Genomic DNA, 26,851 nt, shown 5'->3' with positions numbered 1-26,851 from the left:
ACTTTAGGTTGCCCATGTGATAATGGTCCAAAGGCTTACGATTGATATAAATACCCATAAAACCAGGCCTTGAACCAGTGGACTAATGCCAACTGATTTTAAAGTTTTGAAGGAAAGTCCTGATCCGATAAGAAAGAGAGTTAAAGTCAGTCCGGATTTGGCAACACTTACCACATATGGGGATACTTTCGCGATAAATGGGAGGTAAGTGTTGGCCAGAATAGCCAATATGAATAAAGCAATAAAATAGGGGATCTGAATTTTTGTTTTGTCGGTTTTAAAGAAACAAGCTGCAGCAAAAGATACAGGTACAATCCACAATACACGGGCGAGCTTAACGGTAGTTGCGATTTGCAGGGCCTGCTCGCCGTATTTACTTGCTGCGCCTACAACTGAACTGGTATCGTGAATAGAGATCGCGCACCATAAGCCAAATTGTGATTGAGAAAGATGTAGCCAATGACCAATTGCGGGAAATAGGAATAAAGCAACCGAATTGAGCATAAATACGGTTCCTAAGGCGACGGATATTTGTTTTTCATTGGCTTTCAGGACTGGGGAAAGGGCTGCAATGGCACTGCCTCCACAAATTGCGGTGCCTGCAGAAATAAGAGATGACGTTTTGAAATCTATTTTAAGGAGTTTTCCGATAAGGTAGCCGATGGACAGTACAGCGAATATAGAAGCAATGGTAAATAGGATGCCTTCTTTTCCTGCTTTAATCGCACTAAAAAAGTTCATGCCGAAGCCAAGACCAATAACAGAGAGTTTTAGCAATAAATGCGTGGCTTTTTCACTGCTTACTGCATAAGGGTTATCCATAAGCTGAGCGAAAGCTAATCCCATAAGTAATGCCAATGCCGGAGATATAAATGGAAGTAAGGAAAGAAGGGCTGCTGATAAGAATATGATTTTATGAATAAGTACGCTTTTGGGATTTTCCATGTGTCATGCTTTTGTTTCTTTGCGAAATTACCCTGGTTAACCCGGCAATTGTTATTCCGATTACTTATCCAGCATTACTTCAGGTTATAATGGAGTTTAGCGAAGCGGATTAGTTTTTCCGCTAAAGGGTCTGGTTTTCCTTGAAGATGAGTGAAATAGAAGTTTCGGGTTATGTTCAGGTCTTTAACATCAATAATGCGTAAATCACCGCTAAGGAGCTCTTTATTTATCGCATGTATGGACAAGAAAGCTAATGCATTGGAATGCATCAGGTAGGATTTGATGCTTTCTGTGTTGCCCAGCTGTATCTCTACCGGTAAATCGGAGATGCTAAGTCCGACATCTTTTAAAGCGTGATCGATAACCTGACGTGTGCCAGAGCCTTGTTCGCGAATGATAAAGCGATAGGCTTTAAGCGACGAAGGGTTGATTTCATTCGCTTTTGCTAAAGCGTGATTTTTATTGCAAACAAGCACAATCTCATCTTTCAGAAAATCAGAATAACTGATCTCCTGGTTTTTTGACCGACCTTCAACAATGCCGAGCTCAATTTCCTTATCGATTAGTGCTTTTTCTATTTGTGCCGTATTTCCGGTAATCAATTTTAATTCTATTTCCTCGAACTTCTTTTTAAAACCTGCAAGGATAGGCGCAATGAGGTATTGCGATATGGTGGTGCTCGCGCCGAGGTTTAACAGGCCTTTATGCTTTTGAAGCAAGGCGTTCATGTCGAATTCTATAGCACGGTAAATAGTAAAGAGGTCTTCGGCATGACTAAGTAATATTGCGCCTGCGGGGGTAAGCCGGATCTTATTTCCGTTACGGTCAAATAACTTGTTATTGTATTGCTGCTCCAGTTCACGGATATGTTTGGTAACCGCAGGTTGCGTGATGTACAGTTCTTCGGCAGCTTTGGTAAAGCTGAGTCTTTTGGCTACAGTGTAAAAAACTTCTAAACGAAAATCAGACATACAGTACTTATTGGGTTATCTGGATAGTGCAAATTAGTTAATTTTATCAAATGTGTAATTTTTATCTAGCCTTTGCGACTTATTGTGCAAATTGAAATATGATGGAGCATGCATTTGTCGAAATGATAAACATACATCGTGGAATTATATACAAAGTCTGCAATTTATATGGCTTGGATCAGGAGGATAAAAATGATCTGTTTCAGGAAGTCGTGTTGCAGCTTTGGAAAGCCTTTCCTTCCTTCAGGCAGGAATCGAAACAGAGTACCTGGATGTATCGGATCGCATTGAATACGGCTATTACTAATTTCAGGAAAGCAAGCAGGAGGCCAGAAAGCAGGGGGATTTCAACGGATGAGTTTCAAATCCCTGATCTGGGGACTTATCCTGAAGAAGATGAACAGATGTCTTTGCTTAAACGGGCTATTAACTGCTTAACAGAGATAGAAAAGGCGATCATCCTATTGTATCTCGAAGATAAAACCTATGACGAGATTAGTGAGATCATCGGGATAAGTAAAAGTAACGCCGGGGTTAGGATCACCCGGATTAAAAACAAACTGGAAAAAATAATTAAATCAGATCGTTATGAACTTAGATGAGTTGAAAACAGCATGGCGGGAGTATGACAGCAGGTTGGCGGCCACAGAAGAAATTAACCAGAAGGTGATTGCAAGTATGATCAGGGAAAGATCTGTTTCGAGGATAGCCAGGATTAGAAGACATTATACCGGGATGATATGCCTTTTTTTGTTTTATACGGTATTCCTTGCATTTTGCTTTTTCGGGAATCCTTTTGATTATACCTCGAGGGCACAGTACATACCGCTGGCGGCTTTAATGCTAAGTTGTATAGTGATGGCGATTTTTTTGTTCAGGGCACGTATAGCACTTAAAAAAATAAGTCTGGACAAGCAAAACTTACAGGAATCGCTGCTGCAGATAATTGCCGTTTATTTAAAATACAGAAGGTTTTTTAGATACACAGTCATATTTATGTTCTCTTCTTCTGTACTAATCTCTTTTGGGCGTATTATAGTTGATATACCCAAATATGGAATAGAGTCAATAGTTTTTTCCGCACTGGTTTTCTGTGCACTGCTCGTTTTTTCATTTTATTACGCCGGGAAGAAACCGGAATGGCCTAATTTGGGGAAAGAAGAAAAAGGCCTCCGGGCAGATCTTGAGGAGCTGAAGGAGTTAAATCCTCAATAAATGATTGGGTTTAGTGGGTATGGAATGTAATTTCTCAGTCTTGAATTTCATTATTTAAAAGATTAAAATTAGATTTGAGGGCTGGAGCATTGCATATTAACTAATTTTTGCCGCCAACATGAAACATATTGTTACGCTATCGTTAGTCTTTTTTAGTTTGACCAACCTCGCAAAGGCTGATCGGATTGAAGGATTGCGCCTGGTAACGAAGTTTTGTAATAGTCAGCAGGTAAACAAAGATGCTACATCTGTCAGGTTGAATTTGCCTGATGACCAGAGACATCCTTTCTTCTTGTCTGCCAGTGAATTGACCTCCATAGGGATATTGCCTGAGCAACGCATCGAAAAGAAACGGATTGAAAATTATATCATTGTTGATCTGGCCATAAAAGAGCAGACTAAAAACAACAGTCCCTAGCGCTTCCCATTTTTAATAGATTTATTCTAATCCGCCAGGTACAAGATATTTGTGCTTTCAGCGCCCCTGCAACTGACATTGTGGCTTAATCAGCTACATGGCTTGGTTGTTGTAATTTGATCATTTTAAGAAATACATAAACACAAAACATAGCATGTTAGGATTTTTAACCAAAATATTTGGAAGCAAATCAGAAAGAGATATAAAGGCATTACAGCCAATAGTTACTAAAATAAACGAGGAGTACGCAAAATTAGCTTCATTAAGCAATGATGAGCTGCGTGCCAAAACCGTATACTTTAAAGATGTTATTGCGAAAGCATTGGCGGATATTGATGGTAAAATTAGTGGCTTAAAGGCAGATGCTGAAAATCAGGAATTGTCGCTGGCTGAGAAAACTGCACTCTATGAGCAGATCGATGCATTAATCAAAGATCGCGATAAAGAGCTTGAGGTGGTTTTGCAACAGATCCTACCGGAAGCCTTTGCAGTAATTAAAGAAACTTCAAGACGTTTATCTGAAAATGAAACATTGGAAGTTACGGCTACACAACATGACCGTGACTATGCTGCACGCAGAAAAAATGTAGTGATTCAGGGCGATAAAGCACTTTGGGCTAATCGTTGGGATGCTGCAGGCGTTGAGGTCGTATGGAACATGGTGCATTATGATGTGCAGTTGATCGGTGGTATGGTGTTACACAGTGGTAAAATCGCAGAGATGGCCACGGGTGAGGGTAAAACGTTGGTAAGTACATTGCCGGCTTACCTGAATGCTTTAGCCGGACAAGGTGTACACATCGTAACCGTGAATGATTACCTTGCACGTCGTGACTCGGAGTGGAATGGTCCGTTGTTCGAATTCCACGGAATTAAGGTCGACTGTATCGATAAGCATGAGCCGAATTCACAGGAACGTAGAAATGCTTACCTGGCAGATATTACTTATGGTACCAATAATGAGTTTGGTTTCGATTACCTGCGTGACAATATGTCGCAGACTCCGGACCAACTGGTACAGCGCAAATTGCATTTCGCAATGGTGGATGAGGTCGATTCAGTTTTAATTGATGATGCCCGTACACCTTTGATCATTTCCGGTCCCGTTCCTTTTGGCGATCAGCATGAGTTCCATGAACTGAAACCAAGAATTGAACGTCTGGTAAATGCGCAGAAAGAATATGTGACAAGAGCTTTAAATGAAGCTAAGAAATTAATTAATGATGGTAAAGCCGGAACCGAAGAAGGTGAAGGTGGTTTAGCACTTTTACGTGCACACCGTGGTTTGCCTAAAAATAAAGCCTTAATCAAGTTTTTAAGTGAGGGTAGTGTGAAACAAACCCTATTGAAAACTGAAAATCATTATATGGCTGATCAGTCGAAGAACATGCCTAAGGTAGATTCGGAACTGTTCTTCTATATTGATGAGAAAAACAACCAGGTTGAGCTTACTGAAAAAGGTATTGAGCTGATCACCAAATCAGGTGAAGATGCGCACTTCTTCGTATTGCCTGATGTAGGCACTGAGATTGCTGAGATAGAGAAATCATCGTTAAGCAGCGAAGATAAGATTGCTCAGAAAGATGCTTTAATGCGCGATTATTCAATCAAAGCGGAACGTATCCACTCTGTGAATCAATTGTTAAAAGCTTATACTTTGTTTGAGATTGATGTTGAATACATCATCGACGAAGGAAAGATTAAAATTGTAGATGAGCAAACTGGCCGTATCATGGATGGTCGTCGTTACTCGGATGGTTTGCACCAGGCTATTGAGGCTAAAGAGAATGTGAAAGTAGAAGATGCTTCACAAACTTATGCTACAGTAACTTTGCAGAACTTCTTCAGGATGTACCACAAACTTTGCGGTATGACTGGTACAGCGACTACAGAAGCAGGTGAGTTCTGGTCGATCTATAAACTGGATGTGGTTGAGATCCCTACAAACAGGGTGATTTCAAGAAAAGATCATCAGGATTATGTATACCGTACAGTACGTGAAAAATACAATGCAGTAGCAGAAGAGATTGTAAAATTAACAGAAGCAGGCCGTCCGGTATTGGTGGGTACAACTTCAGTTGAGATCTCTGAATTATTGAGCAGAATGTTGAAGCTTCGTGGTATTAAGCACAATGTGTTGAACGCGAAGATGCACCAGAAAGAGGCTGATATTGTTGCTGAAGCTGGTCAGACAGGTCAGGTTACCATTGCTACCAACATGGCTGGTCGTGGTACGGATATTAAATTAGGCCCAGGCGTTAAAGAAGCCGGAGGTTTAGCGATTGTTGGTACTGAGCGTCATGAGTCTCGTCGTGTAGACAGACAGTTACGTGGTCGTGCAGGTCGTCAGGGAGATCCAGGTTCATCTCAGTTCTTCGTGTCACTGGAAGATAACTTAATGAGGTTATTCGGATCTGAAAGAATCTCTAACATCATGGTGAAAATGGGTATTGAGGATGGTGAAGTAATTCAGCATTCAATGATCACAAAATCTATTGAGCGTGCACAGAAGAAAGTTGAAGAGAACAACTTCGGTATCCGTAAGCGTTTGCTGGAATATGATGATGTAATGAATTCACAGCGTTCTGTGATCTATGCTAAACGTAAAAATGCCTTGTTTGGCGATCGTTTAGATGTAGACATGAGCAATATGACGTTTGACGTTGCTGAAGATATCGTAACGGAATATAAAGAAGAAGGAAATTACGAAGGGTTTAAACTGGAAGTAATTAAAAACTTCTCTGCAGATACATCTATCGATGAAGCAGAATTCACTTCAAGAGGAATTCACCATTTAACTGATAAATTATTTGAAGAGGTAACGGCTTTCTATGCAAGAAAATCGGATGCCATCATTGGTCAGGCGATGCCGGTATTACACCAGGTATTTGAAGAACGTGGTGAGCAGATTGAACAAATCGTTGTTCCGTTTACTGACGGATTACGTAGCATTCAGGTTCCGGTTAGCCTGAAGAAAGCGATCGACAATCATGGCCGTGAGATTACTAAATCATTCGAGAAAACAATTGTACTTGCCTTGATCGATGAGTCATGGAAAGAGCATTTGCGTGAGATGGATGAATTGAAGCAATCTGTACAAAATGCGGTTTACGAGCAGAAAGATCCATTAATCATTTATAAAATGGAAGCCTTTAACTTGTTTAAAAACATGTTGAATGCAGTGAACAAAGAGGTAGTAAGCTTCTTATACAAAGGTGGAATTCCTGTACAGGCAGACCCTAATGATATCAGGGAAGCACAGGCACCAAGACCTGCTCAGCCAAAATTGAAGATGTCTAAACCAGAGTTTTCACAATCAAGCAGCACTGCTGATGTGATGGATGATACTCGTGAACTTGCACCTCAGCAGCCTATACGCAAAGAGGTAACGACAAGTCGTAACGAGCCTTGCCCTTGCGGAAGCGGCAAGAAATTCAAAAACTGTCACGGAGCAGGGTTGTAATTTGTAATAAACATATAGAATGCCGAGTTTTGTAAAAAGAATTCGGCATTCTTTTTTTATATCCACTCATGAAGAAATTTTTAACTGTTGTATTGTGTTGTTTTTCTGCTGTTGCATTGGCCCAGACAAAAGGCGTGGTTTCGGTAGTGAAAGATCCTATGATAGACAGTTTAATTGCCAAACGTATTGAACTGAGTAGTAAGGCGGCCGCGGGCGCTCCCGGAATCTTGAGTACCGGTAAGCCGGGAACAACCATTGTTTCTCAAATGGGCTACCGTGTACAGATTTTTTATGGATCTGATAGGCGCGAGGTGTATAGTGCACAGAGCAAATTCAACTCCAGCTACCCTGAACTCAATACTTACATTACTTATAAGCAACCAAACTATTATTTACGGGTAGGGGATTTCAGAACGCGGCTCGAAGCACAGCGTTTAATGAATGAACTGAGACTGATATTCCCTACTTTATTTATTTTCAGGGAAAAAATAAATGCACCTAATTTAAACTATAACAATGATTAAAGACAAGATCCAGGCACTTTCCGGTGATATATTTGAACAGGTTGTTGGTTATCGCCAGCATTTGCATGCTAATCCGGAGCTTTCTTTTAAGGAATTCCAGACTTCAGCCTATATTAAGGGTATTTTAACGGAATGGGGCATTCCTTTTACTGAAATGGCTGATACGGGTATTGTGGGATTGATTACAGGTGAGCTTCCTTCTGATAAAATTATCGCTTTGCGTGCCGATATGGACGCCTTGCCAATATTAGAAGCGAACGTTAAGCCCTATACGTCTAAAAACCCAGGTGTAATGCATGCTTGCGGACATGATGTACATAGCTCGTCGTTATTAGGTACTGCCTATATTTTAAATAGCCTGAAGGCCGAATTTGGTGGTGTTGTAAAGTTAATCTTTCAACCTGCAGAGGAGATCTTACCTGGTGGAGCAAGCATCATGATTAAAGAAGGGGTGTTAGAGAATCCTAAGCCTCAGCATATCGTTGGGCAACATGTAATGCCTTTGATTGACTCTGGTAAGGTTGGTTTCCGCTCAGGTATTTATATGGCCTCTACAGATGAGTTATATGTAACAGTTCGTGGTAAAGGCGGACATGGCGCACAGCCACATCAAAATATAGATCCGGTATTGATCACTTCACATATTATTGTTGCCTTACAGCAGATTGTGAGCAGAAATGCTGACCCGCGTTTGCCATCGGTACTTTCTTTTGGAAAGGTGATTGCCAATGGTGCAACGAATATCATTCCTAACGAAGTAAAGCTGGAAGGTACTTTCAGAACACTGAATGAAGAATGGCGTAAAGAAGCGAAACGTTTGATGAAGAAAATGGCAGAAGGCATTGCAGAAAGCATGGGTGGAAGCTGTGAATTTAACATCATGGATGGCTATCCTTATCTGATCAACGAGGAAAAACTGACGGCTAATGCACGTGCTTTTGCTGTAGATTATTTGGGTGAAGAGAATGTGCTTGATCTGGATATCTGGATGGCTGCGGAAGATTTTGCCTATTATTCGCAAATTACTGATGCCTGCTTTTACAGATTAGGTACAGGAAATAAAGAGAAGGATACTTATTATTCGGTGCATACGCCTAACTTCGATATCGATGAGGATGCTTTAAAGGTCTCGACTGGCTTAATGGCTTATATAGCGCTTAAGCAGTTGGGAAATTAATGAGTAAAGTATTTCGTTATTGTTTTTTTGTGCTGTTGCTGGTTTACGGAACTGTGGATGCGCAGGTTATTCCCCGGTTCAACCCGGATACCCTGCAAACCATCCAGCTGGATTCTGCCGTAAATATTACTGCTGAGCGGTTAAGTGTAGAGACTTTTATCAGAGCTGTTACTGCTGATACGAGTTTTTATCAGGCTTTTCGCAATATGAAGAAGTATGCTTTTACTGCCGAAAACAGCATTTATTCTTACGATAAGAAGAACAAGGTAAACGGACGCTTATATCGTAAGGTTAAACGCGAGAATAGTGCCCCCTGGCTGGAATATCTGGTGAAACAGGATACCGGCAGGATGTTTAAGAAAAACGGGAAACATGAGCTGTATACGGTAGAGATGTTCGACTATATTTTCATGAATGCTTACCAGTCGGCTCATTCATCAAACTCCTTTGGTGGAGGGAAAGCCGATAACAGCAATGCCAGTTATAAAGAGAAACTTAAAACACTGATCTTTTCGCCGGGCCGACCGGTTAAGGGCTTGCCATTTATTGGTAGTAAAACAGAGATTTTTACAGCCAATATGCGGCAGTATTATGATTATAGCTTTCATAGTGGAACCTATCTGGATTCCATTCCTGTTTATCGTTTTAAGGTTGTTGTAAAACCTGATTTGAGCAAATGGACTAAGGATGGCCTGATGATTAAGGAGCTTACTACGATTTTTGATAAGCGTAATTTCGAAATACTGGGCAGATACGTAGACATGAAGTATAGTAATATGCTTTTTGATTTTAATGTGCAGATGAACATTGAAATGCGTTATTTTGGGGAAGAGAAGCTACCCGCTAAAATCAGTTACCAGGGCAATTGGAATGTTCCGATGAAGAAACCGGAAAGAGCTAGTGTGCTGGTTTTGCAAAGAGATTATCATCAGGGAAAGGGAAAAAATAATTAAATTGGGAGGAAAGCGCGTATGATTAATCAGGAGACCATAACAAAAATAATGGACACTGCCCGTATTGAAGAGGTGGTGGGTGACTTTGTTGCGCTAAAAAAGCGGGGTTCAAGTTTAATCGGGAACTGTCCTTTTCATAATGAGAAAACGCCATCGTTTAATGTTTCAGTAACCAAAGGAATTTATAAGTGTTTTGGTTGCGGTAAGGGGGGAGACTCGGTCCATTTTATTATGGATCACGAGAAGTATTCCTACCCGGAAGCACTGAAGTACCTGGCGCAAAAATATAATATTGAAGTTGAGGAGACGGTACAGTCGCCCCAAAATATTGAAGCCCAAAACGCCCGGGAAAGTCTTTATATCGTTTCGGAATATGCAGCTAGTTTTTTCTCTAATGAGTTGTGGACCGGCACCGATGGCCGTGCAATAGGTTTGAGCTATTTTAAGGAGCGTGGTTTCCGGGAAGATATTTTAAAGAAATTCCAGGTCGGTTATTCGCCCGATGTATGGGATGCACTGATCCAGAAGGCCGTTGTTAGCGGTCATAAGGAAGAGTACCTGGAGAAAACAGGATTGGCCATCAGAAATGATAAGGGCAAACTGTACGACCGCTTCAGGGGCCGGGTAATGTTTCCGATCCATAACTTTACCGGTAGGGTAATTGGTTTTGGTGGCCGGACATTAAAGACGGATAAGAATGTTCCCAAATATGTAAACTCTCCGGAGAGTGATATCTACCACAAATCCAATGTGCTTTATGGTTTGTACCATGCGAAAAAGGCCATTAGGGAGTTTGATAATTGCTACCTGGTAGAAGGTTATGCCGATGTATTGGCTGTGCACCAGGCAGGGATTGAGAACGTAGTGGCCTCGTCAGGTACCTCGTTAACCACTGAGCAAATCAGATTAATTGGCAGGTTTACGGAGAATGTGACCATCCTTTATGATGGTGATGCTGCGGGAATCAAGGCTTCCTTACGTGGATTGGACATGATCCTGGAGGAGGGGCTAAACGTTAAGGTTGTATCATTTCCGGATGGACATGATCCGGATTCTTACATGCATCATGTAGGTTCGGGGGAGTTTAAAAAGTATATAGAAAACAACCGCAGGGATTTTATCCTGTATAAAGCCAATATCCTGCTTAAAGAGGCTGGTACTGATCCGATAAAACGGGCCGGTATCATCAGGGATATTATAGAAAGTATTGCCAAAATCCCTGATGAGATTAAGGCTGCTGTTTTTATAAGGGAATGTAGTGGGTTGTTACAGGTTGAGGAAAGAACATTGCTTTCGGAACTCAACAAAATGAGGGTTGCAAAGTTTAAGAAAGCTTCGGCAAATAACCCAAGTCCACAAACGCAGTCTTTTCAGAAACACCAGAACAATCAAGGTAATGCTTATCAGCCTTATGAGGATGGGCCGCCCGATAATCTGTTTGAAAGCTCCGGGCCATATGAGGCTCCGGCTCCTTCGGAACCACCACCTAGCCTTGATCAGACACAGGAAAGGGAGATTGTGCGCTTATTACTTGGCTATGGGCATGAATTGGTGAATTGGGATGGTATAGATAACATGTATATCGGGTCTTTCATCATTCAGAATTTAACAGATGTTGACTTTGAGGACAAGCTTTGTGGGGCTATCATTAAAAGCTATAGGGATGAAATTGATAACGGGCATTTGCCTGTTGCCAGTCAGTTTATCAATAGTCAGGACCGACAAATTGCGGATCTGGCGATTACGCTTTCTACCTCTCCATATGCTTTGAGTGAGAACTGGGAAAATAAGCACAATATTTATGTGAAGGACGAATCGGAAAATCTGAAGAAAACTATTTTAGGAGGATTATTTCACCTGAAAAAGGCAAAGATTGCCGGAATACTTATAAGCATTGCCAACGAAATCAAAACAGAGGCAGATCCGGTAAATCTTGAAATTCTGATGCAGCGATTTGTGGCAATGAAAGGGGTGGAAAGAGAAATATCCAAACATTTGGGGATTACAATCTTAAAATAGCAATGGCAATACACAACGATCTGGGCACATGGGGCGAAAAAATCGCAGTAGCATATCTGGAAAGTTGTGGTTACCGTATTTTAAATACCAACTGGAGATGTGCGAGAGCAGAAGTTGATGTGATTGCGGATCAGGAAGGAACTATCATTTTTGTAGAGGTGAAAACGCGCAGTTCTGTTGATTATGGCCATCCTGAGGATTTTGTGAGCTATAAAAAGGAGAAACAACTTGAGTTTGCTTCCTCAGCTTATATAGAAATGAGGCAACACCAGGGGGAGATTCGTTTTGACATTATTGCAATTGTTTTTGAAAATAAGGACATTTATCAAATTAATCATATAAAAGATGCATTCTGGCCAAGTTAAAAACACGTTAAGTAAAGCAATGCCTGTAATTTGCTTGTTGTTTAGTTTATCATTTGTGATCTCCTGCAAGGAGAGATCATCAATTCCGGGTTTTTCATTTAAGTTCCCTGAACAGGGACAGGCCGTTGGTTTGGGGGAAGAATTAAAAATTGAACTCGATGTTCCGGAAGGAACAAATGTTGCTAATGCCACTTACTTATTAGATGGCAAGCAGGTAGGCGTAAAAAATAATGCGGAAGGGATTTCAGTTAGTACTGCAGGCCTTTCTTTGGGTTATAAGCTGATTACGGCGGTGGTAGATAACGGTGCAGAAAAAGACACACTGACGATTAATATCGAGCTTAAATCGAAGCTAAAGCCTGAATTATATAGTTATCAGGTGGTGAATACTATGCAGCATGATACCTCGGCCTATACGCAGGGCCTGGAATACCATAATGGCAGGTTTTTAGAAAGCACTGGTCAGGAGCAGCATTCTACCTTGCGTTGGGTTGACGTAAAATCAGGCAAAGTGTTGCAGCAAATTAAATTGGAAGATCAGTATTTTGGAGAAGGATCGAGTTTAGTTGGTGATAAGGTGATTATGCTAACCTGGCAAAGCCGTATGGGGCTGGTGTTTGATGCAAAAACGTTTAAGCAGTTGTCGACTTTCCCTTATCAGTCGAGTATGGAAGGCTGGGGGCTTTGTTTCGATGGTAGCCAGTTGATCAAATCAGACGGAACGAATAAGCTTTGGTTCCTGAATAAAGATTCTTATATAGAGGAACGCGCCATAGAGGTATATGATAACAATGGCCCGGTTGATTCGCTGAATGAGTTGGAGTACATTGATGGTAAGATTTATGCCAATGTTTATACCAAGAATATTATTGTTGTGATTGACCCTAAAACAGGGGTTATAGAAAAGCAAATCGATTTTACGGGATTGTTGCCGGTTGATTACTTTAAAGACGATGAGGAGCGCGCAAATAACGTGTTGAATGGTATTGCCTGGGATAAAGCAGGGAAGCGTCTGTTTGTTACGGGCAAAAAATGGCCTAAAATGTTTGAAGTTAAGCTTCAGGCTAAGAAATAAAGCACATAAAAAAAACGCCTTGCAGATCTGCAAGGCGTTTTTTTTATGTTTTATCGTCATCCTGCAGGATGATTATTTTTGTTTCTTTTCTTTTGGCTCACTCATGTATCCATTAAAAGTGATGGGTTGCCTATTGTTGCTGTTTACATTTAGGGTAGCATAGCCATTCTCAGAAACATTCAAGGTCATCGATTGGACGTCTTTGGTGTCTTTAAAATTCATGGTAATTAACCAGGAACCTTTCTTTTTCTTGTCGGCTTTGTATGTAAATTTTTTAGACTTGAATTTAATTCCTGATTCATCAGGGTTCACGCCAATTGTAGCGGTGTATGCTCTTCCGTAATAAGGCAGGTAAGACTCTACGCTATCTTTGGTCACAATAAGTTGATATTGTGAACCTGAAAGCTGGATTGTACCACCTCCACCTCCTCCAGGCATTCTACTGAGTACTTTACTTACCTCGTAACTGGACATAGGCAACGCAGAGGATGCATTGAATACATAGTTTTGGTTGTTAATTATCTTTATTGTTGTCTCCTTATCCGTTTGCGCGTTTACCTGCATTGCAAACAGCAATGTGGCAAGTACTAAAATGCTCTTAATTGTTTTCATCAGATGTGTTTTTTAATTTTATAAATAAGATGCCTGCATCAACGGTTTTCCATAAAAGATGCAGGAATCAGTATCTAATTTATTGTGTTAGAACAATGTATATTTAAAAAAGTTTAATTCGATGCTGCTGGAAACAAGTAACATTTTTTTTACCTCCAGCTTTTATACTGATTAATAAGGCCATTGGTTGATCCGTCATGTGAGGTCACCTCATCGTTGTTGTCAAGCTCAGGAAGTATGCTTTTAGCCAGCTGTTTACCCAATTCTACACCCCACTGATCGAAACTAAATATATTCCAGATGATGCCTTGTACGAAGATCTTATGCTCATAGATGGCAATCAGATTTCCCAGACTGTAAGGGGTAACCTTTTTCAAAAGGATAGAATTGGTAGGCCTGTTTCCTTCAAATACTTTGAAAGGAGCCAGTTTTTCAATCTCTGCCTCAGATTTACCGTCTTTTTTAAGTTCTGCCACCACCTCTTCTTTGGTTTTTCCGTTCATCAGGGCTTCGGTTTGCGCGAAGAAATTCGATAACAGGATAGGATGATGGTTACCTAGTGGGTTTAAGCTTTGCGCCGGAGCGATAAAATCACATGGGATAATACGTGTTCCCTGGTGAATCAGTTGATAAAAAGCATGTTGTCCATTGGTTCCTGGCTCACCCCAGATGATTGGACCTGTTTCGTAAGCCACATCGTTTCCATTGCGGTCTACGTGTTTACCATTGCTTTCCATATCTCCCTGTTGGAAATAGGCCGCAAAGCGATGCATGTACTGATCGTAAGGTAAAATAGCTTGTGTTTCTGCGTCAAAGAAATTGATATACCAGATGCCGATTAAGGCCAGGATTACCGGTACGTTGATTTCGAATTCAGCGGTTTCAAAATGCTGATCTGCAGCATGTGCTCCGGCAAGTAACTGTTTAAAGTTTTCATAACCGATGCTTAAAGAGATAGGTAAACCGATGGCACTCCACAAAGAGTATCTGCCGCCAACCCAATCCCAGAACTCAAACATGTTCTCTGTATCAATACCAAAAGCTGATACATCTTTGGCATTGGTAGATAATGCCGCAAAGTGTTTAGCGATATCTTCTTTTTTAGCGCCTTTTTCCAGGAACCAGTCGCGCGCTGAATTGGCGTTTGTCATGGTTTCCTGAGTGGTAAAGGTTTTAGAGGCAATCAGGAATAAGGTAGTTTCCGGATCAACTTTTTTCAGTGTTTCAGCAATATGCGTCCCGTCAACATTGGAAACGAAGTGCATATTAAGGTGGTTTTTATAAGCTTTTAAAGCTTCTGTGACCATCACCGGGCCTAAGTCAGAACCTCCGATACCGATGTTAACTACGTCGGTAATGGCTTTTCCTGTATAGCCTTTCCAGTTCCCGGAAATGATTTGGTTGCTGAATTTTTCCATTTTATTCAGAACATTGTGCACCTCAGGGACAACGTTCTTTCCTCCCACAAGAATCTCTTCAATGATTGGACTGCGCAATGCAGTATGTAATACTTCTCGGCCTTCTGTCTGATTGATCTTTTCTCCGCTAAACATTGCAGTAATGGCTTCTTCGAGTTTACACTCTCTGGCCAGCTGAATCAGCAATGCAATAGTGGTGTCGTCTATTCTGTTTTTAGAGTAGTCGACCAGGATATCCTCAAATAAAAGAGAGAATTTGTCGAATCGGGATTCATCTTCTGCGAAAAGTTGTTTAATGCTTTTCTTGTTGATGTCGATGAAGTGATCGGCAAGATATTTATACGCAGCGGTTTCTGTGAAATTTATTGTAGGAAGCATAAGAAAATGTTATATTTATTCAAACGATACAAGATAGTAAAACCTTTAAAAAAGACACCTATGTTAGAAAATTTAAATCAACTGGTAAAGGAAAATGTTCAGGAGGCTATTGTAAATAACACGGCGATCCCTAACGAGCAAAATGAAGCTGCTATCTCTGCTGCTTCGGGGTCAATTATTGACGCACTTAAGCAGCAATTGTCGTCCGGGAATATTGGGAATCTTGTGGATGCCTTTAAGGGCGGTAATGCCGAAGGTAGTGCAGTTGCACAAGAGGCGGCATCTGGTTTTACAGATAAGCTGGCTGCGATGGGTATCAATTTGGATACCGCTAAAAATATAGCTGCTTCAGTTATTCCATCTATTGTCGGGAAATTTGTAAATAAAACCAATGATCCGAATGATAGTTCTTTTGATATTCAGGATATTGTAAGTAAAATTTCAGGACCTGATGGTAAGTTCCAGGTGTCGGACATTACTAATCTTTTTGCAGGTAATGAAGATGGAAAAGAAGGTGGAGGAATCGTTGATAAGTTAAAGGGACTTTTTAACTAGGATAATCATATAGTTTTATAACGCGGCTGTATCAAAAGTACTTTTGATACAGCCGCTTTTTTTGTTTTATATGCTATATTTGTGATTATGACAAAAGAACAAATTCAGGATTTAAGGGACAGAGTAGCGTCGCTGAGGAGGTATCTTTGACGTTGAAAACCGACTAGAAGATATCCGTATTGAGCAGGAGCTTACCCTGCAGCCCAATTTTTGGGATGATCCTAAGAAAGCAGAAAAACACATAGCAGAGATTAATTCGAAAAAGGTGTGGACTGATGCCTGGCAAAAGGCAAACAGTTTACTGGAAGATACGCAGGTACTTTTTGATTTTCTACAGAGCGGAGACGTCTCTGAGGAAGAGATGCAGGAGCAATATGAACTGTGTTTGAAAGCTGTAGAAGATCTGGAGCTTAAAAATATGTTGAAGAATAAGGAGGATCAGTTGCCTGCTGTGTTGCAGATTACTGCGGGTGCAGGTGGTACAGAAAGTTGCGACTGGGCTTATATGCTAATGCGGATGTACATGATGTGGGGGGAGAAGAACGGTTATAAAATTACTGAGCAGGATTACCAGGAAGGTGAGATTGCGGGTGTAAAATCTGTTACGCTTCAGTTTTCCGGTGAATTTGCCTACGGCTACCTGAAAGGGGAGAATGGGGTTCATCGTCTGGTAAGGATTTCTCCTTTCGATTCGAATGCCCGGAGGCATACTTCTTTTGCTTCGGTGTATGTTTACCCATTGGTAGATGATACGATTGAAATTGAGGTGAAGGATTCTGAGATTGAGTTTGAAACTTTCCGCTCTGGTGGTGCAGGTGGACAGAATGTAAATAAAGTAGAGACTGCCGTGCGTTTATATCACAAACCTTCGGGGATTGTGATTAAAAACCAGGAGTCGAGATCGCAGTTACAAAATAAGGAAAATGCCATTCGTTTATTGAAATCTCAACTTTATGAAGCAGAAATGCGTAAGCGCATGGAGGCTACTGCATTGATTGAGGGTAATAAGAAGAAAATTGAATGGGGATCACAAATCAGAAGTTATGTGCTGGATGACCGGAGGGTTAAAGATCACAGGACAAACTTTCAGTCTTCAAACCCGCAGGCAGTTCTGGATGGGGAGTTGAATGACTTTCTGAAAGCATATTTAATGGAATTTTAAGAGATGAAATATTTAAGCGGACTATTGATGACGTTTGTTCTATCAGCAAATAGCCTTATGGCTCAGGAAGTTTTACCGCTCTATCCGGGAAGTATTCCGGGGGCAAAGCCAACGCCTGCAGATTACCAGGAAAACACCATAATGCGTGAAGGTAGGGGGCCGGGTATAACAAAGGTATCGGTGCCAACACTTAAAGTATACCAGCCAGCTAAGGATAAGGCAAATGGTACTTCGGTGATCATTTGTCCGGGTGGTGGCTATTCTGGATTGGCGATAGGTCATGAGGGCTACGATGTGGCTGAGAGGTTTGTGTCAATAGGGGTAACTGCTTTTGTATTAAAATACCGTTTGCCTAGTGATGCGATTATGGAGGATAGGGCTTTAGGCCCCCTACAGGATGTACAGCAGGCGATGTATATGGTGAGAAAAGACGCTGCAAAATGGGGCGTCGATCCTTTAAAGATTGGAATCATAGGTTTTTCGGCAGGTGGTCATTTGGCTTCGAGCTTAACAGTGCATTATAAAGATGTGAAAATTGAAAACAAGGAGTGGTTAAGCCTTCGTCCGGATTTTTCAATTTTACTTTACCCTGTAGTTTCTTTTACCGAATCGGCTCATGCCGGATCTGTTAGAAACCTTGCAGGAGATAACGAAACCCTAAAAGACTATTTTTCGAATGATAAGCATGTAAACGAAGAAACACCTCCGGTATTTATGGTTCATGCCAACGATGATCGTTCGGTTCCTGTGCAAAATAGCATTTTGTTTAACCAGGCGCTTGTAAAAGCAAAGGTTAAGAGTGAACTGCACATTTACCAGGCGGGGGGACATGGCTTTGGCCTGAAGAATAATACCACTAAAGAAGATTGGTTTAAGACGCTGGAGAATTGGATGAAGGAGAATAAATTTTTATAGGTTATCGTTATTCAGGATTTCCTGAAGCTCCTTTAATTCTACAACTTTTTCTACTGATCCAAGGTTCTCATAAGCAGAAACCAGGTTACGGATAATGCGTTTGATGATCTCGACATTACTGCAAGGTGCATAAAAGCCGGGCAGGGGATCGAGGTTAAGCTGACGAAGAAACTGGTCTACATCGTGCTTGCCAAAAATGGCACCTTTGTTAAAGGCATTAATGTAAAAGAGCACACCGAATTCATTTTCCTCCTCGCGCTTACTTTCATCAACATAGCCCAGAATGAAGTGCTGAGGCAGATTTACTCCATATACAGGGATATCAAGCTTTTGGGCTAAGGTTGAATAGATAATAGCCAGTGATATCTGATTTCCTTTTTTGCTTTCCAGTACCTGACTGATGTAGGAATTCTGTGGGTCGTGATGGTTTTTGGTGTTTCCGCTAAAACCATATACATTGTAAAAAACATGGTTGATGAGTTTTATTTTTTCAATAGAACTCATTTCGTATTGCAGGCTCAACCAGATTTCTCTTTTCATTTCCTCTATCTGAAGGATGAGCTTTTGTTCGTCCAGATCAGGATATTGGTATCGGTTAACTACGAGCGCACCCTGTAGCAGGTCGAATGCTCCACTGTGATACCATAGGTTGAGGTCTTCTTTTACACTATTAAATTGGATTTTGTGCACGATGTTTTCAATGCGCTGTTGGAGCAGGCTATCAAGCGAGTGTTCCCACTCGTTTTCCAGGTAATCAACCACCTGAGGGCCATATTCAAGCAGGCGTTTTTCAACATGTTCGTAGACTTCGAGATCAGGATCGTCAAGAAGTCTTACCAATGCATTTATTTCTTTACTATTTTCCATTAAACATGCAAATTTGAATGCCTATTTTTGCGGCTATGGTTTTTAATTTTATCAGTGACTTTCTGACCCATCGTTTTACTGCAAAAAGCAGACACGGTACACATTCCCCATTTGTATATAAACTTACAGATGAGGTAATTTACGATTTTAACTCCAAAAATGACTATAAAAGTATTGAAGCGCAGCGAAAAAAACTTTTAAATGACGAATCATTAATCACTGTAACTGACCTTGGGGCAGGTTCTCACCTGAATAAGAACAGAACCAAGAAGGTAAAGCAGATTGCTAAGAATGCATTGAAAAGTCCACGATTGGCTCAGTTGATTTATAGGTTGGCTAAGGCTGCACATCCTTCAAATATTATTGAGTTAGGTACATGTCTGGGGATTACTACTGCTTACTTGTCTAAGGCTTGTCCTGATGCTGATGTGGTTACCATTGAGGGCTGTCCTGAAACCGCTAAAGTGGCTCACCGTAATTTCCGGGAACTGGATTTGGATAATGTAGAACTGCAGGTAGGTAATTTTGATGTGTTATTGCCAGGTGTAATAGACCATGCTAAACAGCTGGATTTTGTTTACATTGATGGGAATCATAGAAAGGATGCTACCTTAAACTATTTTAAATGGTGCTTGCCTAAAGTGCATGAAGGATCCTTACTGATATTTGATGACATTTACTGGAGTAAGGGGATGAAGGAAGCCTGGGAAGAAATAAAGAGCCATCCGGATGTTACCGTTACGATTGATTTGTTCTGGATAGGCCTGGTTTATTTTAGAAAAGGACAGGTTAAGGAACACTTTAAGATTAAATTTTAGCCTGATTGCTAAGATATATTAAAAAGACTCCGCCAGGCTGATGTAAAATCCGGTCTGGCGTTTTTCATTTGCGCGTTTCTCGCCAATTCCATAATCCAAACGCATACTTAAGCCTTTTTCCGGATCGAAGAAATATCTGCCTCCTGCACCATAGGAAGGTTTAAAGTTTTTTGCCGCAAATCCACCGTTGTTAAACACCTGTCCAGCTCCGCCAAATAATACAGCGCCGAAGCGGTGGTTATAGCGATACCTGAGTTCGGCCTGAGCGGCAAGTAGGTTTCTGTCGCGGTACCTGCCTGTATAGTATCCTCTCATCATTTCATCATTGCCCATTTGCGGTAATAAATAGAATGGTGTGTTTTCGCCCTGAATGGTATGGAAGAGTCCGTTTACACCCAAAACAAATTTTGGAGATAGGGACCAGAAATTGCGGACATTGAATTTAATGAGACTGCCGGTAAAATTATCCCCACCCCAAAAATCCGGAGCATATTGGTAGGTAATCCTTCCCATAAAACCTTTGGTGGTATAATTACTGTTGTTTCGCGTGTCGTAGCTTTGTGATAGGCCTGCATAAATTACACGGCCACCTGTTTTTTGTGATGCAGCTTGTTTGGTAAATATTCCGCCGGTTACCAGGTCTTCAAATTCGTAATGTTCAAATCCCAGAGATAGGCCACTGTAAAGATTTGGAGCAAGTCGCTTTTCAGCTTCCAGTACGATTTTTACCTGATCCTGGCTTAGGCGATCCTCGTCTGTCAGGAGGGTTTCGTTACCTATCCCATAAAAGTTAAAAGGCATGCGTCTGAATCTTACCTCAGCAATATAATGGTGTTTGTTTTGTTTAGACCATATGTCGCTTTTTAAGGATATATTGTATTGTCCTTTTGTTGAAGCTGATATTATTCCTGAAAAGTTAGAACTTCGGTTGGTTAGGTCTTTTTTATCCATATAAACCGAATAAAGCGCGCCCAGACCAAATTCAACGCCTATTTCCTGTGTGTATCTGAATACCGGGATTGGCATGAAGCTGGCTCTGCGTGTAGAGTCTGTTTTATTTGATAAGTACTTTTCTATCAGTTTCTTTTGCCCGAATGCGTTTGTTGCAATGATTACGAATATGGTGCAAATGGAAAGTCTCTTCATCGGGCTAAAATAGGGGTAAAATTTAGTTGTTCGCAACACAAAGCAAGTTTAAGGCCATAATTATGGAATACATGATTTAATTGACGGCTTAGTAGAAAAAGCGTTACATAGGCTACTTATCTGATATCCCGTTGATCTTTTTATGGGAAGCTATGATTAAATAGCTATTTTTGCGGCAAATAATAAAAAATTAAATCAAAATGAGTACAACAAGAGGACCGATATCTCAATTTATGGAGCGCAATTATCTCCATTTTAATGCGGCAGCCATGATGGATGCAGCTAAAGGATATGAAACACATTTAGATGAAGGTGGTAAAATGATGATTACCCTTGCTGGTGCAATGAGTACAGCAGAATTGGGAATTTCATTAGCTGAAATGATCCGTCAGGATAAAGTTTCTATCATTTCATGTACTGGTGCCAACCTTGAAGAGGACATTATGAACCTTGTTGCGCACTCACATTATAAACGTGTTCCTAATTACCGTGATTTGAGTCCGCAGGATGAATGGGACTTGTTAGAGAATCACTATAACAGAGTAACGGATACTTGTATCCCGGAAGAGGAAGCTTTCCGTAGATTGCAAAAGCACATCAATAAAATCTGGAAAGATGCAGAAGAAGCTGGAGAGCGTTATTTCCCACATGAGTTCATGTATAAGATGTTATTGAGTGGAGACCTGGAGCAATATTATGAAATTGACCCTAAAAACTCATGGATGCTTGCAGCAGCTGAGAAAAACCTGCCAATTGTAGTTCCGGGATGGGAAGATTCGACCATGGGAAACATCTTTGCTTCTTATGTGATGAAAGGTGAAGTAAAAGCAACTACTGTAAAAGGTGGTATTGAATATATGGGTTATTTGGCTGACTGGTACATTAAGAACAGTTCAGGTAAAGGAATTGGCTTCTTCCAGATTGGTGGTGGTATTGCAGGAGATTTCCCGATCTGTGTAGTGCCGATGCTTTATCAGGATATGGAAATGCCTAATATTCCATTCTGGAGTTATTTCTGCCAGATCTCTGATTCGACAACTTCATACGGTTCGTACTCCGGTGCAGTTCCTAATGAGAAGATTACATGGGGTAAGCTAGACATCGACACACCTAAATTCATTGTAGAATCTGATGCAACGATTGTAGCTCCGCTCATCTTTGCATGGATATTAAAAATGTAATTTAAAATTGCAAATACGGTAATCATATGGTGCCGTTTGAGGATCACCGATTTTTGTCAAAAATTGGTGATTTTCTTTGTTTAAAGCATCAAAATGACATTATTTAGATTGATTATAAATTGTATTTACTGTCATTTCTTTGTCATTGGTACGTTAATAAATTTTACTTTTGTGGACGTTTTGGTGAAGAACGCGAGTTTAAACATCAATTACGGTTATAAAGTTTTTTAAAAAATAGCATAAAATACTCATTATGAGGGATATCTCATTGATCATTAGAAGAGTTTGGAAGTCGGCATTCATGTTTACGGCTCTATCTGTTTTAATCGTTTCTGCAACACAAGCGCAAGATGTAGTGGAGGGAAGAAAATTATTTAAGGATAAATGTGCTTCTTGTCACCAATTAGACCGTAACAGTACCGGGCCTGCATTAACTCCTAAACTGACAGAGCTTGATGAAGCTTTTGCCATTAAATGGATAAAAAACTGGAAGTCATTAGTTGACGCCGGTGATAAGACAGCAATCGAAGCTGCGAAGTTTTCTCCAGCGGAGATGACGACGTTTCCAACGTTGACTGACGATCAGATTAAAAGCATCATCGCTTACGCAAAAGCTGGTGAGCCAAAGAAAGCTGAAGACGCTACTGCTAAGGTAGGAGCGGGTTCTGACGAGGTTTCATCTTTCTCCATATTAGGGATTGGATTAATTATCCTGATCTCTATAGCTGTATTGGTTGTTTTAGGCCGTGCAGTGAAAATGTTGGAGCGTTTGATCCTAAAGAAACAAGGTGTTGAAGTTGTAGAGGAAGAAAGTCTTTCTTTCGCAGCTGGTACACGTAGAATGTTTAAAAACAAGAAGTTTGTATTCTTCTTTATCCTATGTCTGATTGTAACCTTAGGTTCATTTGGATGGATGGGTATGTGGAACACAGGTGTTCACACAGGTTACCAACCGGTACAACCGATTAAGTTCTCTCACGAGTTACACGCTGGCGTGAATCAGATCGACTGTCAATACTGTCACTCTGGAGCATTTAAATCTAAAAATGCTTCTATACCATCGGTTAACGTTTGTATGAACTGCCACAAATCAGTACAGGCAACTGAAAAATACAACGGTGAGATTTCTCCGGAGATCCAAAAAATCTATACAGCTATAGGTTACGATCCTAACACGCTTACTTACGACAAGTCGAAAGAGAAGCCTGTTGAGTGGGTGCGTGTACACAACTTGCCTGACTTCGCTTACTTTAACCACTCACAACACGTTGTAGTTGGTGAAGAAGCGATCAGAAAAGAGAAAGGTTTAAAACCTAACGAGCCAGTATGTTTTGCATGTCACGGTCCGGTAGATACAATGGAAGAAATTTATCAGTATTCTCCACTAACCATGAAATGGTGTATCAACTGTCATAAAGACGCTGAGATTTCAGGTAAGGACAATGCATTCTATACTAAGGTGATTGAAGCGCATGAGAAAATCAAAAAAGGCGAAAAAATCACTCCTGCATTGTTGGGTGGATTAGAGTGTGGTAAGTGCCACTATTAATAGAGTTTAATAACAAAGAACGTTCGATAACAGTAATATAGCTTAAATGGAAAGCAATAAAAAATACTGGAAAGGCTTAGAAGAGTATAACAACACTCCGGATTTTGTTGAAAACAACAAGAACGAATTTGCTGAGCCACTTCCAATAGAAGATGTTTTAAATGAAGCAGGGTTAAGTACCGTAACTCCGCGCCGTGACTTTTTAAAGGCCCTGGGCTTTGGATTAGGTGCGGTGACGCTTGCGGCTTGTCAGACTGCCCCTGTTCATAAGGCAATTCCTTATGTAATTAAACCTGAAGAGGTTGTTCCGGGTATCCCGAACTATTATGTTTCAAGTTTTAATGGTCAGCCTGTTTTGGTTAAAACCAGAGAAGGTAGGCCAATTAAGATTGAGGTAAATACAAATGGAGGTATGTTTAACCGTGGTACTGATGCGCAAGCACAGGCTTCGGTACTTGATTTGTATGATGTATCTAAATTAAAGTCACCTGTATTAAAAGAAAACGAAACTACCTGGGCAAAGGTGGATGAGTTTGTAAAAGGTGAGTTGAATAAGGCTCAGGCTTCAGGAAAGAAAATCCGCGTGGTTTCTTCTTCTGTAAGCAGTCCGTCGACAAAAGCAGTTATTGCTGACTTCGCTGTAGCTTATCCTAATGCAAAGCATGTACAATACGATGCTATTTCTTATACAGGTATTATTAAAGCGAATGAGAATAGCTTTGGTAAAGCTGTTGTTCCTAAATACAATTTTGATAAAGCAGACCTGATTGTTAGTTTCGGTGCTGATTTCTTAGGTACCTGGATTAGCGGTGAGGAGTTTACTGCTCAATATGTATCTAACAGAGATCACAAATCTTTGAAAAACGGCAAAATGTCCCGCCACTTCCAGTTTGAGGCAGGCATGAGCTTAACAGGTACAAATGCTGATACCCGTGTTCCGGTAAAATTATCGGAAGAAGGTCCTGCATTAATTGCCTTATATAATGCCATTACAGGTGCTAATTTAGCTGGTGCTGCATTACCTAATAACGTTACTGCTGATAAAGCATTGAAATTGGTTGGTAAAGAGCTTTTACAGAATAAAGGTAAAGCGCTTGTAGTTTCTGGTTCAAATGATGTTTCTACTCAAATCCTGGTAAATGCCATTAACTCTGCTATCGGTAGTTATGGTACTACTATCGATTTAGATAATCCTTGCAAGCGTTATGCTGGTAATGATGCTGAGTTTGCAGAATTGATCAATGAAATGAACAGAGGCGAAGTTGCTGCTGTTTTCTTCCTGAATAGCAATCCTGCTTATGATGTAGCTAATGCGAAAGCCTTTACTGATGCTTTAGCGAAAGTTGCCTTGAAAGTGTCATTCTCAGATCGTAAGGATGAAACTTCTTCTTTATGTGATGTAATTGCAATCAACCACAACTATTTAGAGTCGTGGGGAGATGCAAGCTCATACGAAGGTGTTTACTCTATTATTCAGCCAACAATCAACCCTGTGTTTAACTCACGTCAGGCAGAGGAGAGTTTATTGATCTGGTCTGATAATGCTGTTAAAGAATACTACCAGTATGTGCGTAACAACTGGGAGAAAAATATATTACCTGCAGTAGGTTCTAACTGGAAAGAAGTATTGCAAAAAGGTGTAGTTGCGAATGCAGCGAAACCTGCCGGAACTTATACTTTCGGTCTTTCATTAGCTTCTGTTGTTCCTTCTGTATTAAACAGCAGCAAAGCTTTAGCAAAAGATATCGAGCTTCAGGTTTACGAAAGTGCTGCGATGCGTGATGGTAGATATGCGAACAATGCATTCCTGCAAGAGCTTCCTGATCCGGTTTCGAAAGTAACCTGGGATAACTTTGTTGCTATCGCACCTAAGTATGCTGAGAAATTAGGATTTAAAGAATTTGATATTGTTTCTGTAAAAGCGGCTAACGGTTATACTGTTGAGCTTCCTGTGTTAATCCAACCTGGACAGGCACAAGGAACAGTATCTATCGCCTTAGGTTACGGTCGTACTAAAGCTGGTAAAGCAGGTGATAATGTTGGTAAAAATGCTTATCCATTTGTAAGCTTTACTAACGGTACTTTAAAATATGCTACAACGGTTCAGTTAACTGCTACCGGTGGAAGAGAAGAACTTGCTCAAACACAAACACACCACTCTTTTGAAGGTAGAAATGTGATTCGTGAGGCTACTTTTGCCGCTTACCAAAAGAATCCGGCAGCTGGTTCTGGAAATGACCATGCTAAGCATAAAACTTACGATTTATGGGATAAGTTTGAGAAACCAGGTAACAACTGGGTTATGGCAATCGATTTGAATGCTTGTACTGGTTGTGGTTCTTGTATCGTTGCCTGTAACGTAGAAAACAACATTCCAGTTGTAGGTAAAGAAGAAGTACGCAAGCGCAGAGAGATGCACTGGTTACGTATCGACCGTTACTATAGCTTTAATGTTGAGGCTGATGCGCATGCAGATCATGGTGCTCATGGCCATAGTAATGGTATCAACTCTGTAACTAAAGAGAAAGAAATAGCTCATCTAGAGCAGATGGATAATGTATCGGTTGTTCACCAACCAATGCTTTGTCAGCATTGTGATCACGCTCCATGTGAGACGGTTTGTCCGGTATTGGCAACAGTACACTCATCTGACGGCTTAAACCACATGGCTTATAACCGTTGCGTAGGTACACGTTACTGTGCAAACAACTGTCCATATAAAGTACGTCGTTTCAACTGGTTCAACTACTGGAATGATTCGCGTTTTGACAACTACCTGAACAACGAATTTACTCAGTTGGTACTTAACCCTGATGTAACTACCCGTTCAAGAGGTGTGATGGAAAAATGCTCGATGTGTATTCAACGTATCCAGGCAGGTAAATTACAAGCTAAAATTGAAAAACGTCCGTTGAAAGATGGCGATATCAAAATGGCTTGTCAGCAAGCTTGTTCTGCAAATGCCATCATCTTTGGTGATGCCAATGATCCGGAATCAGAAGTTTCTAAAGCATTACGTAGTGAGCGTATTTACTATGTTTTGGAGGAAATTAACGTACAACCGGGTATAGGTTACATGACGAAAATTAGAAATACAGATACAACAGTACAAGCGTAATTGCGTA

General features: G+C 40.7%; 23 protein-coding genes. 17 read left to right on the top strand and 6 right to left on the bottom strand.

Annotated elements, in window-relative coordinates:
* Positions 1–3: 3 nt before the first annotated feature.
* Both B9A18_RS06230 and B9A18_RS06225 read right to left on the bottom strand, forming a co-directional pair.
* Positions 4–945 carry a YeiH family protein gene (locus B9A18_RS06230; RefSeq protein ID WP_084288265.1) on the bottom strand — a complete coding sequence of 314 codons (942 nt, stop codon included), beginning with the start codon at positions 943–945 and terminating at the stop codon, positions 4–6.
* A 74-nt stretch (positions 946–1,019) separates the two neighbouring features.
* On the bottom strand, positions 1,020–1,916 hold the full coding sequence (locus tag B9A18_RS06225; RefSeq protein ID WP_084288264.1) for a LysR family transcriptional regulator: 897 nt from the start codon (positions 1,914–1,916) through the stop codon (positions 1,020–1,022).
* 98 nt (positions 1,917–2,014) lie between these two features.
* Here B9A18_RS06225 and B9A18_RS06220 point away from each other — a divergent pair, with 98 nt between their 5' ends.
* The 10 genes from B9A18_RS06220 to B9A18_RS06175 all read left to right on the top strand — a co-directional run bounded on the left by B9A18_RS06220 (position 2,015) and on the right by B9A18_RS06175 (position 13,125).
* Entirely contained in the window at positions 2,015–2,518 is a 504-nt protein-coding gene (locus B9A18_RS06220) for an RNA polymerase sigma factor (protein ID WP_200816317.1), read from the top strand.
* Positions 2,505–3,131: a hypothetical protein gene (locus B9A18_RS06215; protein WP_084288262.1), complete on the top strand. Its 627-nt coding sequence runs from the start codon at positions 2,505–2,507 to the stop codon at positions 3,129–3,131. Before B9A18_RS06220 ends, B9A18_RS06215 begins: the two co-directional genes overlap by 14 nt.
* A gap of 118 nt (positions 3,132–3,249) precedes the next feature.
* Positions 3,250–3,549: a hypothetical protein gene (locus tag B9A18_RS06210; RefSeq protein WP_084288261.1), complete on the top strand. Its 300-nt coding sequence runs from the start codon at positions 3,250–3,252 to the stop codon at positions 3,547–3,549.
* Positions 3,550–3,703: 154 nt separating this feature from the next.
* Positions 3,704–7,012 carry a preprotein translocase subunit SecA gene (secA, locus tag B9A18_RS06205; protein WP_084288259.1) on the top strand — a complete coding sequence of 1,103 codons (3,309 nt, stop codon included), beginning with the start codon at positions 3,704–3,706 and terminating at the stop codon, positions 7,010–7,012.
* Positions 7,013–7,080: 68 nt separating this feature from the next.
* Positions 7,081–7,536, top strand: a complete 456-nt coding sequence (locus B9A18_RS06200) for an SPOR domain-containing protein (RefSeq protein ID WP_200816316.1) — start codon at positions 7,081–7,083, stop codon at positions 7,534–7,536.
* Positions 7,529–8,713 (top strand): M20 metallopeptidase family protein, encoded by a 1,185-nt coding sequence (locus B9A18_RS06195; protein WP_084288257.1) that lies wholly within the window; start codon positions 7,529–7,531, stop codon positions 8,711–8,713. Before B9A18_RS06200 ends, B9A18_RS06195 begins: the two co-directional genes overlap by 8 nt.
* On the top strand, positions 8,713–9,666 hold the full coding sequence (locus B9A18_RS06190; protein ID WP_084288255.1) for a hypothetical protein: 954 nt from the start codon (positions 8,713–8,715) through the stop codon (positions 9,664–9,666). The genes B9A18_RS06195 and B9A18_RS06190 overlap by 1 nt, the downstream gene beginning before the upstream one ends.
* A gap of 18 nt (positions 9,667–9,684) precedes the next feature.
* Positions 9,685–11,685, top strand: a complete 2,001-nt coding sequence (dnaG, locus tag B9A18_RS06185; RefSeq protein ID WP_084288253.1) for a DNA primase — start codon at positions 9,685–9,687, stop codon at positions 11,683–11,685.
* A 2-nt stretch (positions 11,686–11,687) separates the two neighbouring features.
* A complete protein-coding gene (locus B9A18_RS06180) occupies positions 11,688–12,050 on the top strand; it encodes a YraN family protein (RefSeq protein WP_084288250.1) in 363 nt (120 codons plus the stop codon).
* Complete coding sequence (locus B9A18_RS06175; protein ID WP_084288247.1) at positions 12,031–13,125, top strand: glutaminyl-peptide cyclotransferase; 1,095 nt, start codon at positions 12,031–12,033, stop codon at positions 13,123–13,125. The genes B9A18_RS06180 and B9A18_RS06175 overlap by 20 nt, the downstream gene beginning before the upstream one ends.
* Before the next feature lie 72 nt (positions 13,126–13,197).
* Here B9A18_RS06175 and B9A18_RS06170 read toward each other — a convergent pair whose 3' ends face one another.
* Together B9A18_RS06170 and pgi are read right to left on the bottom strand one after the other, a co-directional pair.
* Positions 13,198–13,737: a DUF4251 domain-containing protein gene (locus B9A18_RS06170; protein ID WP_084288244.1), complete on the bottom strand. Its 540-nt coding sequence runs from the start codon at positions 13,735–13,737 to the stop codon at positions 13,198–13,200.
* A gap of 149 nt (positions 13,738–13,886) precedes the next feature.
* A complete protein-coding gene (gene pgi, locus B9A18_RS06165; protein ID WP_084288242.1) occupies positions 13,887–15,533 on the bottom strand; it encodes a glucose-6-phosphate isomerase in 1,647 nt (548 codons plus the stop codon).
* A 60-nt stretch (positions 15,534–15,593) separates the two neighbouring features.
* Here pgi and B9A18_RS06160 point away from each other — a divergent pair, with 60 nt between their 5' ends.
* The 3 genes from B9A18_RS06160 (at position 15,594) to B9A18_RS06150 (ending at position 18,165) form a co-directional block, all read left to right on the top strand.
* Entirely contained in the window at positions 15,594–16,088 is a 495-nt protein-coding gene (locus B9A18_RS06160) for a hypothetical protein (protein ID WP_084288769.1), read from the top strand.
* Positions 16,089–16,175: 87 nt separating this feature from the next.
* Positions 16,176–17,250, top strand: a protein-coding gene (prfB, locus tag B9A18_RS06155; protein ID WP_144009411.1) for a peptide chain release factor 2 whose coding sequence is annotated in 2 segments (ribosomal slippage) — positions 16,176–16,235 and positions 16,237–17,250 — 1,074 coding nt in all. Because the reading frame shifts where the segments join, the coding sequence is not laid out codon by codon here.
* 3 nt (positions 17,251–17,253) lie between these two features.
* Positions 17,254–18,165: an alpha/beta hydrolase gene (locus B9A18_RS06150; RefSeq protein ID WP_084288237.1), complete on the top strand. Its 912-nt coding sequence runs from the start codon at positions 17,254–17,256 to the stop codon at positions 18,163–18,165.
* Here B9A18_RS06150 and B9A18_RS06145 read toward each other — a convergent pair.
* Complete coding sequence (locus tag B9A18_RS06145) at positions 18,160–19,032, bottom strand: transglutaminase-like domain-containing protein (protein ID WP_084288235.1); 873 nt, start codon at positions 19,030–19,032, stop codon at positions 18,160–18,162. The genes B9A18_RS06150 and B9A18_RS06145 overlap by 6 nt on opposite strands.
* A gap of 17 nt (positions 19,033–19,049) precedes the next feature.
* On the opposite strand from B9A18_RS06145, the gene B9A18_RS06140 reads away from it, so the two are divergent.
* On the top strand, positions 19,050–19,850 hold the full coding sequence (locus tag B9A18_RS06140) for an O-methyltransferase (protein WP_235005248.1): 801 nt from the start codon (positions 19,050–19,052) through the stop codon (positions 19,848–19,850).
* Positions 19,851–19,868: 18 nt separating this feature from the next.
* Here the strand turns inward: B9A18_RS06140 and B9A18_RS06135 are convergent, their stop codons facing one another.
* Complete coding sequence (locus B9A18_RS06135; protein ID WP_084288232.1) at positions 19,869–20,996, bottom strand: BamA/TamA family outer membrane protein; 1,128 nt, start codon at positions 20,994–20,996, stop codon at positions 19,869–19,871.
* Between the two features lie 200 nt (positions 20,997–21,196).
* On the opposite strand from B9A18_RS06135, the gene B9A18_RS06130 reads away from it, so the two are divergent.
* The 3 genes from B9A18_RS06130 to B9A18_RS06120 all read left to right on the top strand — a co-directional run bounded on the left by B9A18_RS06130 (position 21,197) and on the right by B9A18_RS06120 (position 26,844).
* Positions 21,197–22,177 carry a deoxyhypusine synthase family protein gene (locus tag B9A18_RS06130; RefSeq protein WP_084288229.1) on the top strand — a complete coding sequence of 327 codons (981 nt, stop codon included), beginning with the start codon at positions 21,197–21,199 and terminating at the stop codon, positions 22,175–22,177.
* 253 nt (positions 22,178–22,430) lie between these two features.
* Positions 22,431–23,726, top strand: coding sequence for a c-type cytochrome (locus tag B9A18_RS06125; protein WP_084288226.1), 1,296 nt, complete (start codon positions 22,431–22,433; stop codon positions 23,724–23,726).
* Between the two features lie 46 nt (positions 23,727–23,772).
* Complete coding sequence (locus B9A18_RS06120; RefSeq protein ID WP_084288223.1) at positions 23,773–26,844, top strand: TAT-variant-translocated molybdopterin oxidoreductase; 3,072 nt, start codon at positions 23,773–23,775, stop codon at positions 26,842–26,844.
* The last annotated feature ends 7 nt before the right edge of the window (positions 26,845–26,851 follow it).

Origin of the sequence: Pedobacter nyackensis, from assembly GCF_900176505.1 — a bacterium.
GTDB lineage: Bacteria > Bacteroidota > Bacteroidia > Sphingobacteriales > Sphingobacteriaceae > Pedobacter > Pedobacter nyackensis.
The sequence above is the reverse complement of the archived record's forward strand: the minus strand, read 5'-3'. Positions and strand labels throughout refer to the sequence as shown.

Excerpts from the sequence above, each read along its gene's own strand:
- B9A18_RS06230 (WP_084288265.1), bottom strand. The coding sequence starts at position 945 with ATGGAAAATCCCAAAAGCGTACTTATTCATAAAATCATATTCTTATCA.
- B9A18_RS06225 (WP_084288264.1), bottom strand. The coding sequence starts at position 1,916 with ATGTCTGATTTTCGTTTAGAAGTTTTTTACACTGTAGCCAAAAGACTC.
- secA (WP_084288259.1), top strand. The coding sequence starts at position 3,704 with ATGTTAGGATTTTTAACCAAAATATTTGGAAGCAAATCAGAAAGAGAT.
- B9A18_RS06215 (WP_084288262.1), top strand. The coding sequence starts at position 2,505 with ATGAACTTAGATGAGTTGAAAACAGCATGGCGGGAGTATGACAGCAGG.
- pgi (WP_084288242.1), bottom strand. The coding sequence starts at position 15,533 with ATGCTTCCTACAATAAATTTCACAGAAACCGCTGCGTATAAATATCTT.
- B9A18_RS06150 (WP_084288237.1), top strand. The coding sequence starts at position 17,254 with ATGAAATATTTAAGCGGACTATTGATGACGTTTGTTCTATCAGCAAAT.
- B9A18_RS06200 (WP_200816316.1), top strand. The coding sequence starts at position 7,081 with ATGAAGAAATTTTTAACTGTTGTATTGTGTTGTTTTTCTGCTGTTGCA.
- B9A18_RS06125 (WP_084288226.1), top strand. The coding sequence starts at position 22,431 with ATGAGGGATATCTCATTGATCATTAGAAGAGTTTGGAAGTCGGCATTC.
- B9A18_RS06160 (WP_084288769.1), top strand. The coding sequence starts at position 15,594 with ATGTTAGAAAATTTAAATCAACTGGTAAAGGAAAATGTTCAGGAGGCT.
- B9A18_RS06195 (WP_084288257.1), top strand. The coding sequence starts at position 7,529 with ATGATTAAAGACAAGATCCAGGCACTTTCCGGTGATATATTTGAACAG.
- B9A18_RS06170 (WP_084288244.1), bottom strand. The coding sequence starts at position 13,737 with ATGAAAACAATTAAGAGCATTTTAGTACTTGCCACATTGCTGTTTGCA.
- B9A18_RS06120 (WP_084288223.1), top strand. The coding sequence starts at position 23,773 with ATGGAAAGCAATAAAAAATACTGGAAAGGCTTAGAAGAGTATAACAAC.
- dnaG (WP_084288253.1), top strand. The coding sequence starts at position 9,685 with ATGATTAATCAGGAGACCATAACAAAAATAATGGACACTGCCCGTATT.
- B9A18_RS06210 (WP_084288261.1), top strand. The coding sequence starts at position 3,250 with ATGAAACATATTGTTACGCTATCGTTAGTCTTTTTTAGTTTGACCAAC.
- B9A18_RS06190 (WP_084288255.1), top strand. The coding sequence starts at position 8,713 with ATGAGTAAAGTATTTCGTTATTGTTTTTTTGTGCTGTTGCTGGTTTAC.
- B9A18_RS06130 (WP_084288229.1), top strand. The coding sequence starts at position 21,197 with ATGAGTACAACAAGAGGACCGATATCTCAATTTATGGAGCGCAATTAT.
- B9A18_RS06180 (WP_084288250.1), top strand. The coding sequence starts at position 11,688 with ATGGCAATACACAACGATCTGGGCACATGGGGCGAAAAAATCGCAGTA.
- B9A18_RS06220 (WP_200816317.1), top strand. The coding sequence starts at position 2,015 with ATGATGGAGCATGCATTTGTCGAAATGATAAACATACATCGTGGAATT.
- B9A18_RS06175 (WP_084288247.1), top strand. The coding sequence starts at position 12,031 with ATGCATTCTGGCCAAGTTAAAAACACGTTAAGTAAAGCAATGCCTGTA.
- B9A18_RS06135 (WP_084288232.1), bottom strand. The coding sequence starts at position 20,996 with ATGAAGAGACTTTCCATTTGCACCATATTCGTAATCATTGCAACAAAC.
- B9A18_RS06145 (WP_084288235.1), bottom strand. The coding sequence starts at position 19,032 with ATGGAAAATAGTAAAGAAATAAATGCATTGGTAAGACTTCTTGACGAT.
- B9A18_RS06140 (WP_235005248.1), top strand. The coding sequence starts at position 19,050 with ATGCCTATTTTTGCGGCTATGGTTTTTAATTTTATCAGTGACTTTCTG.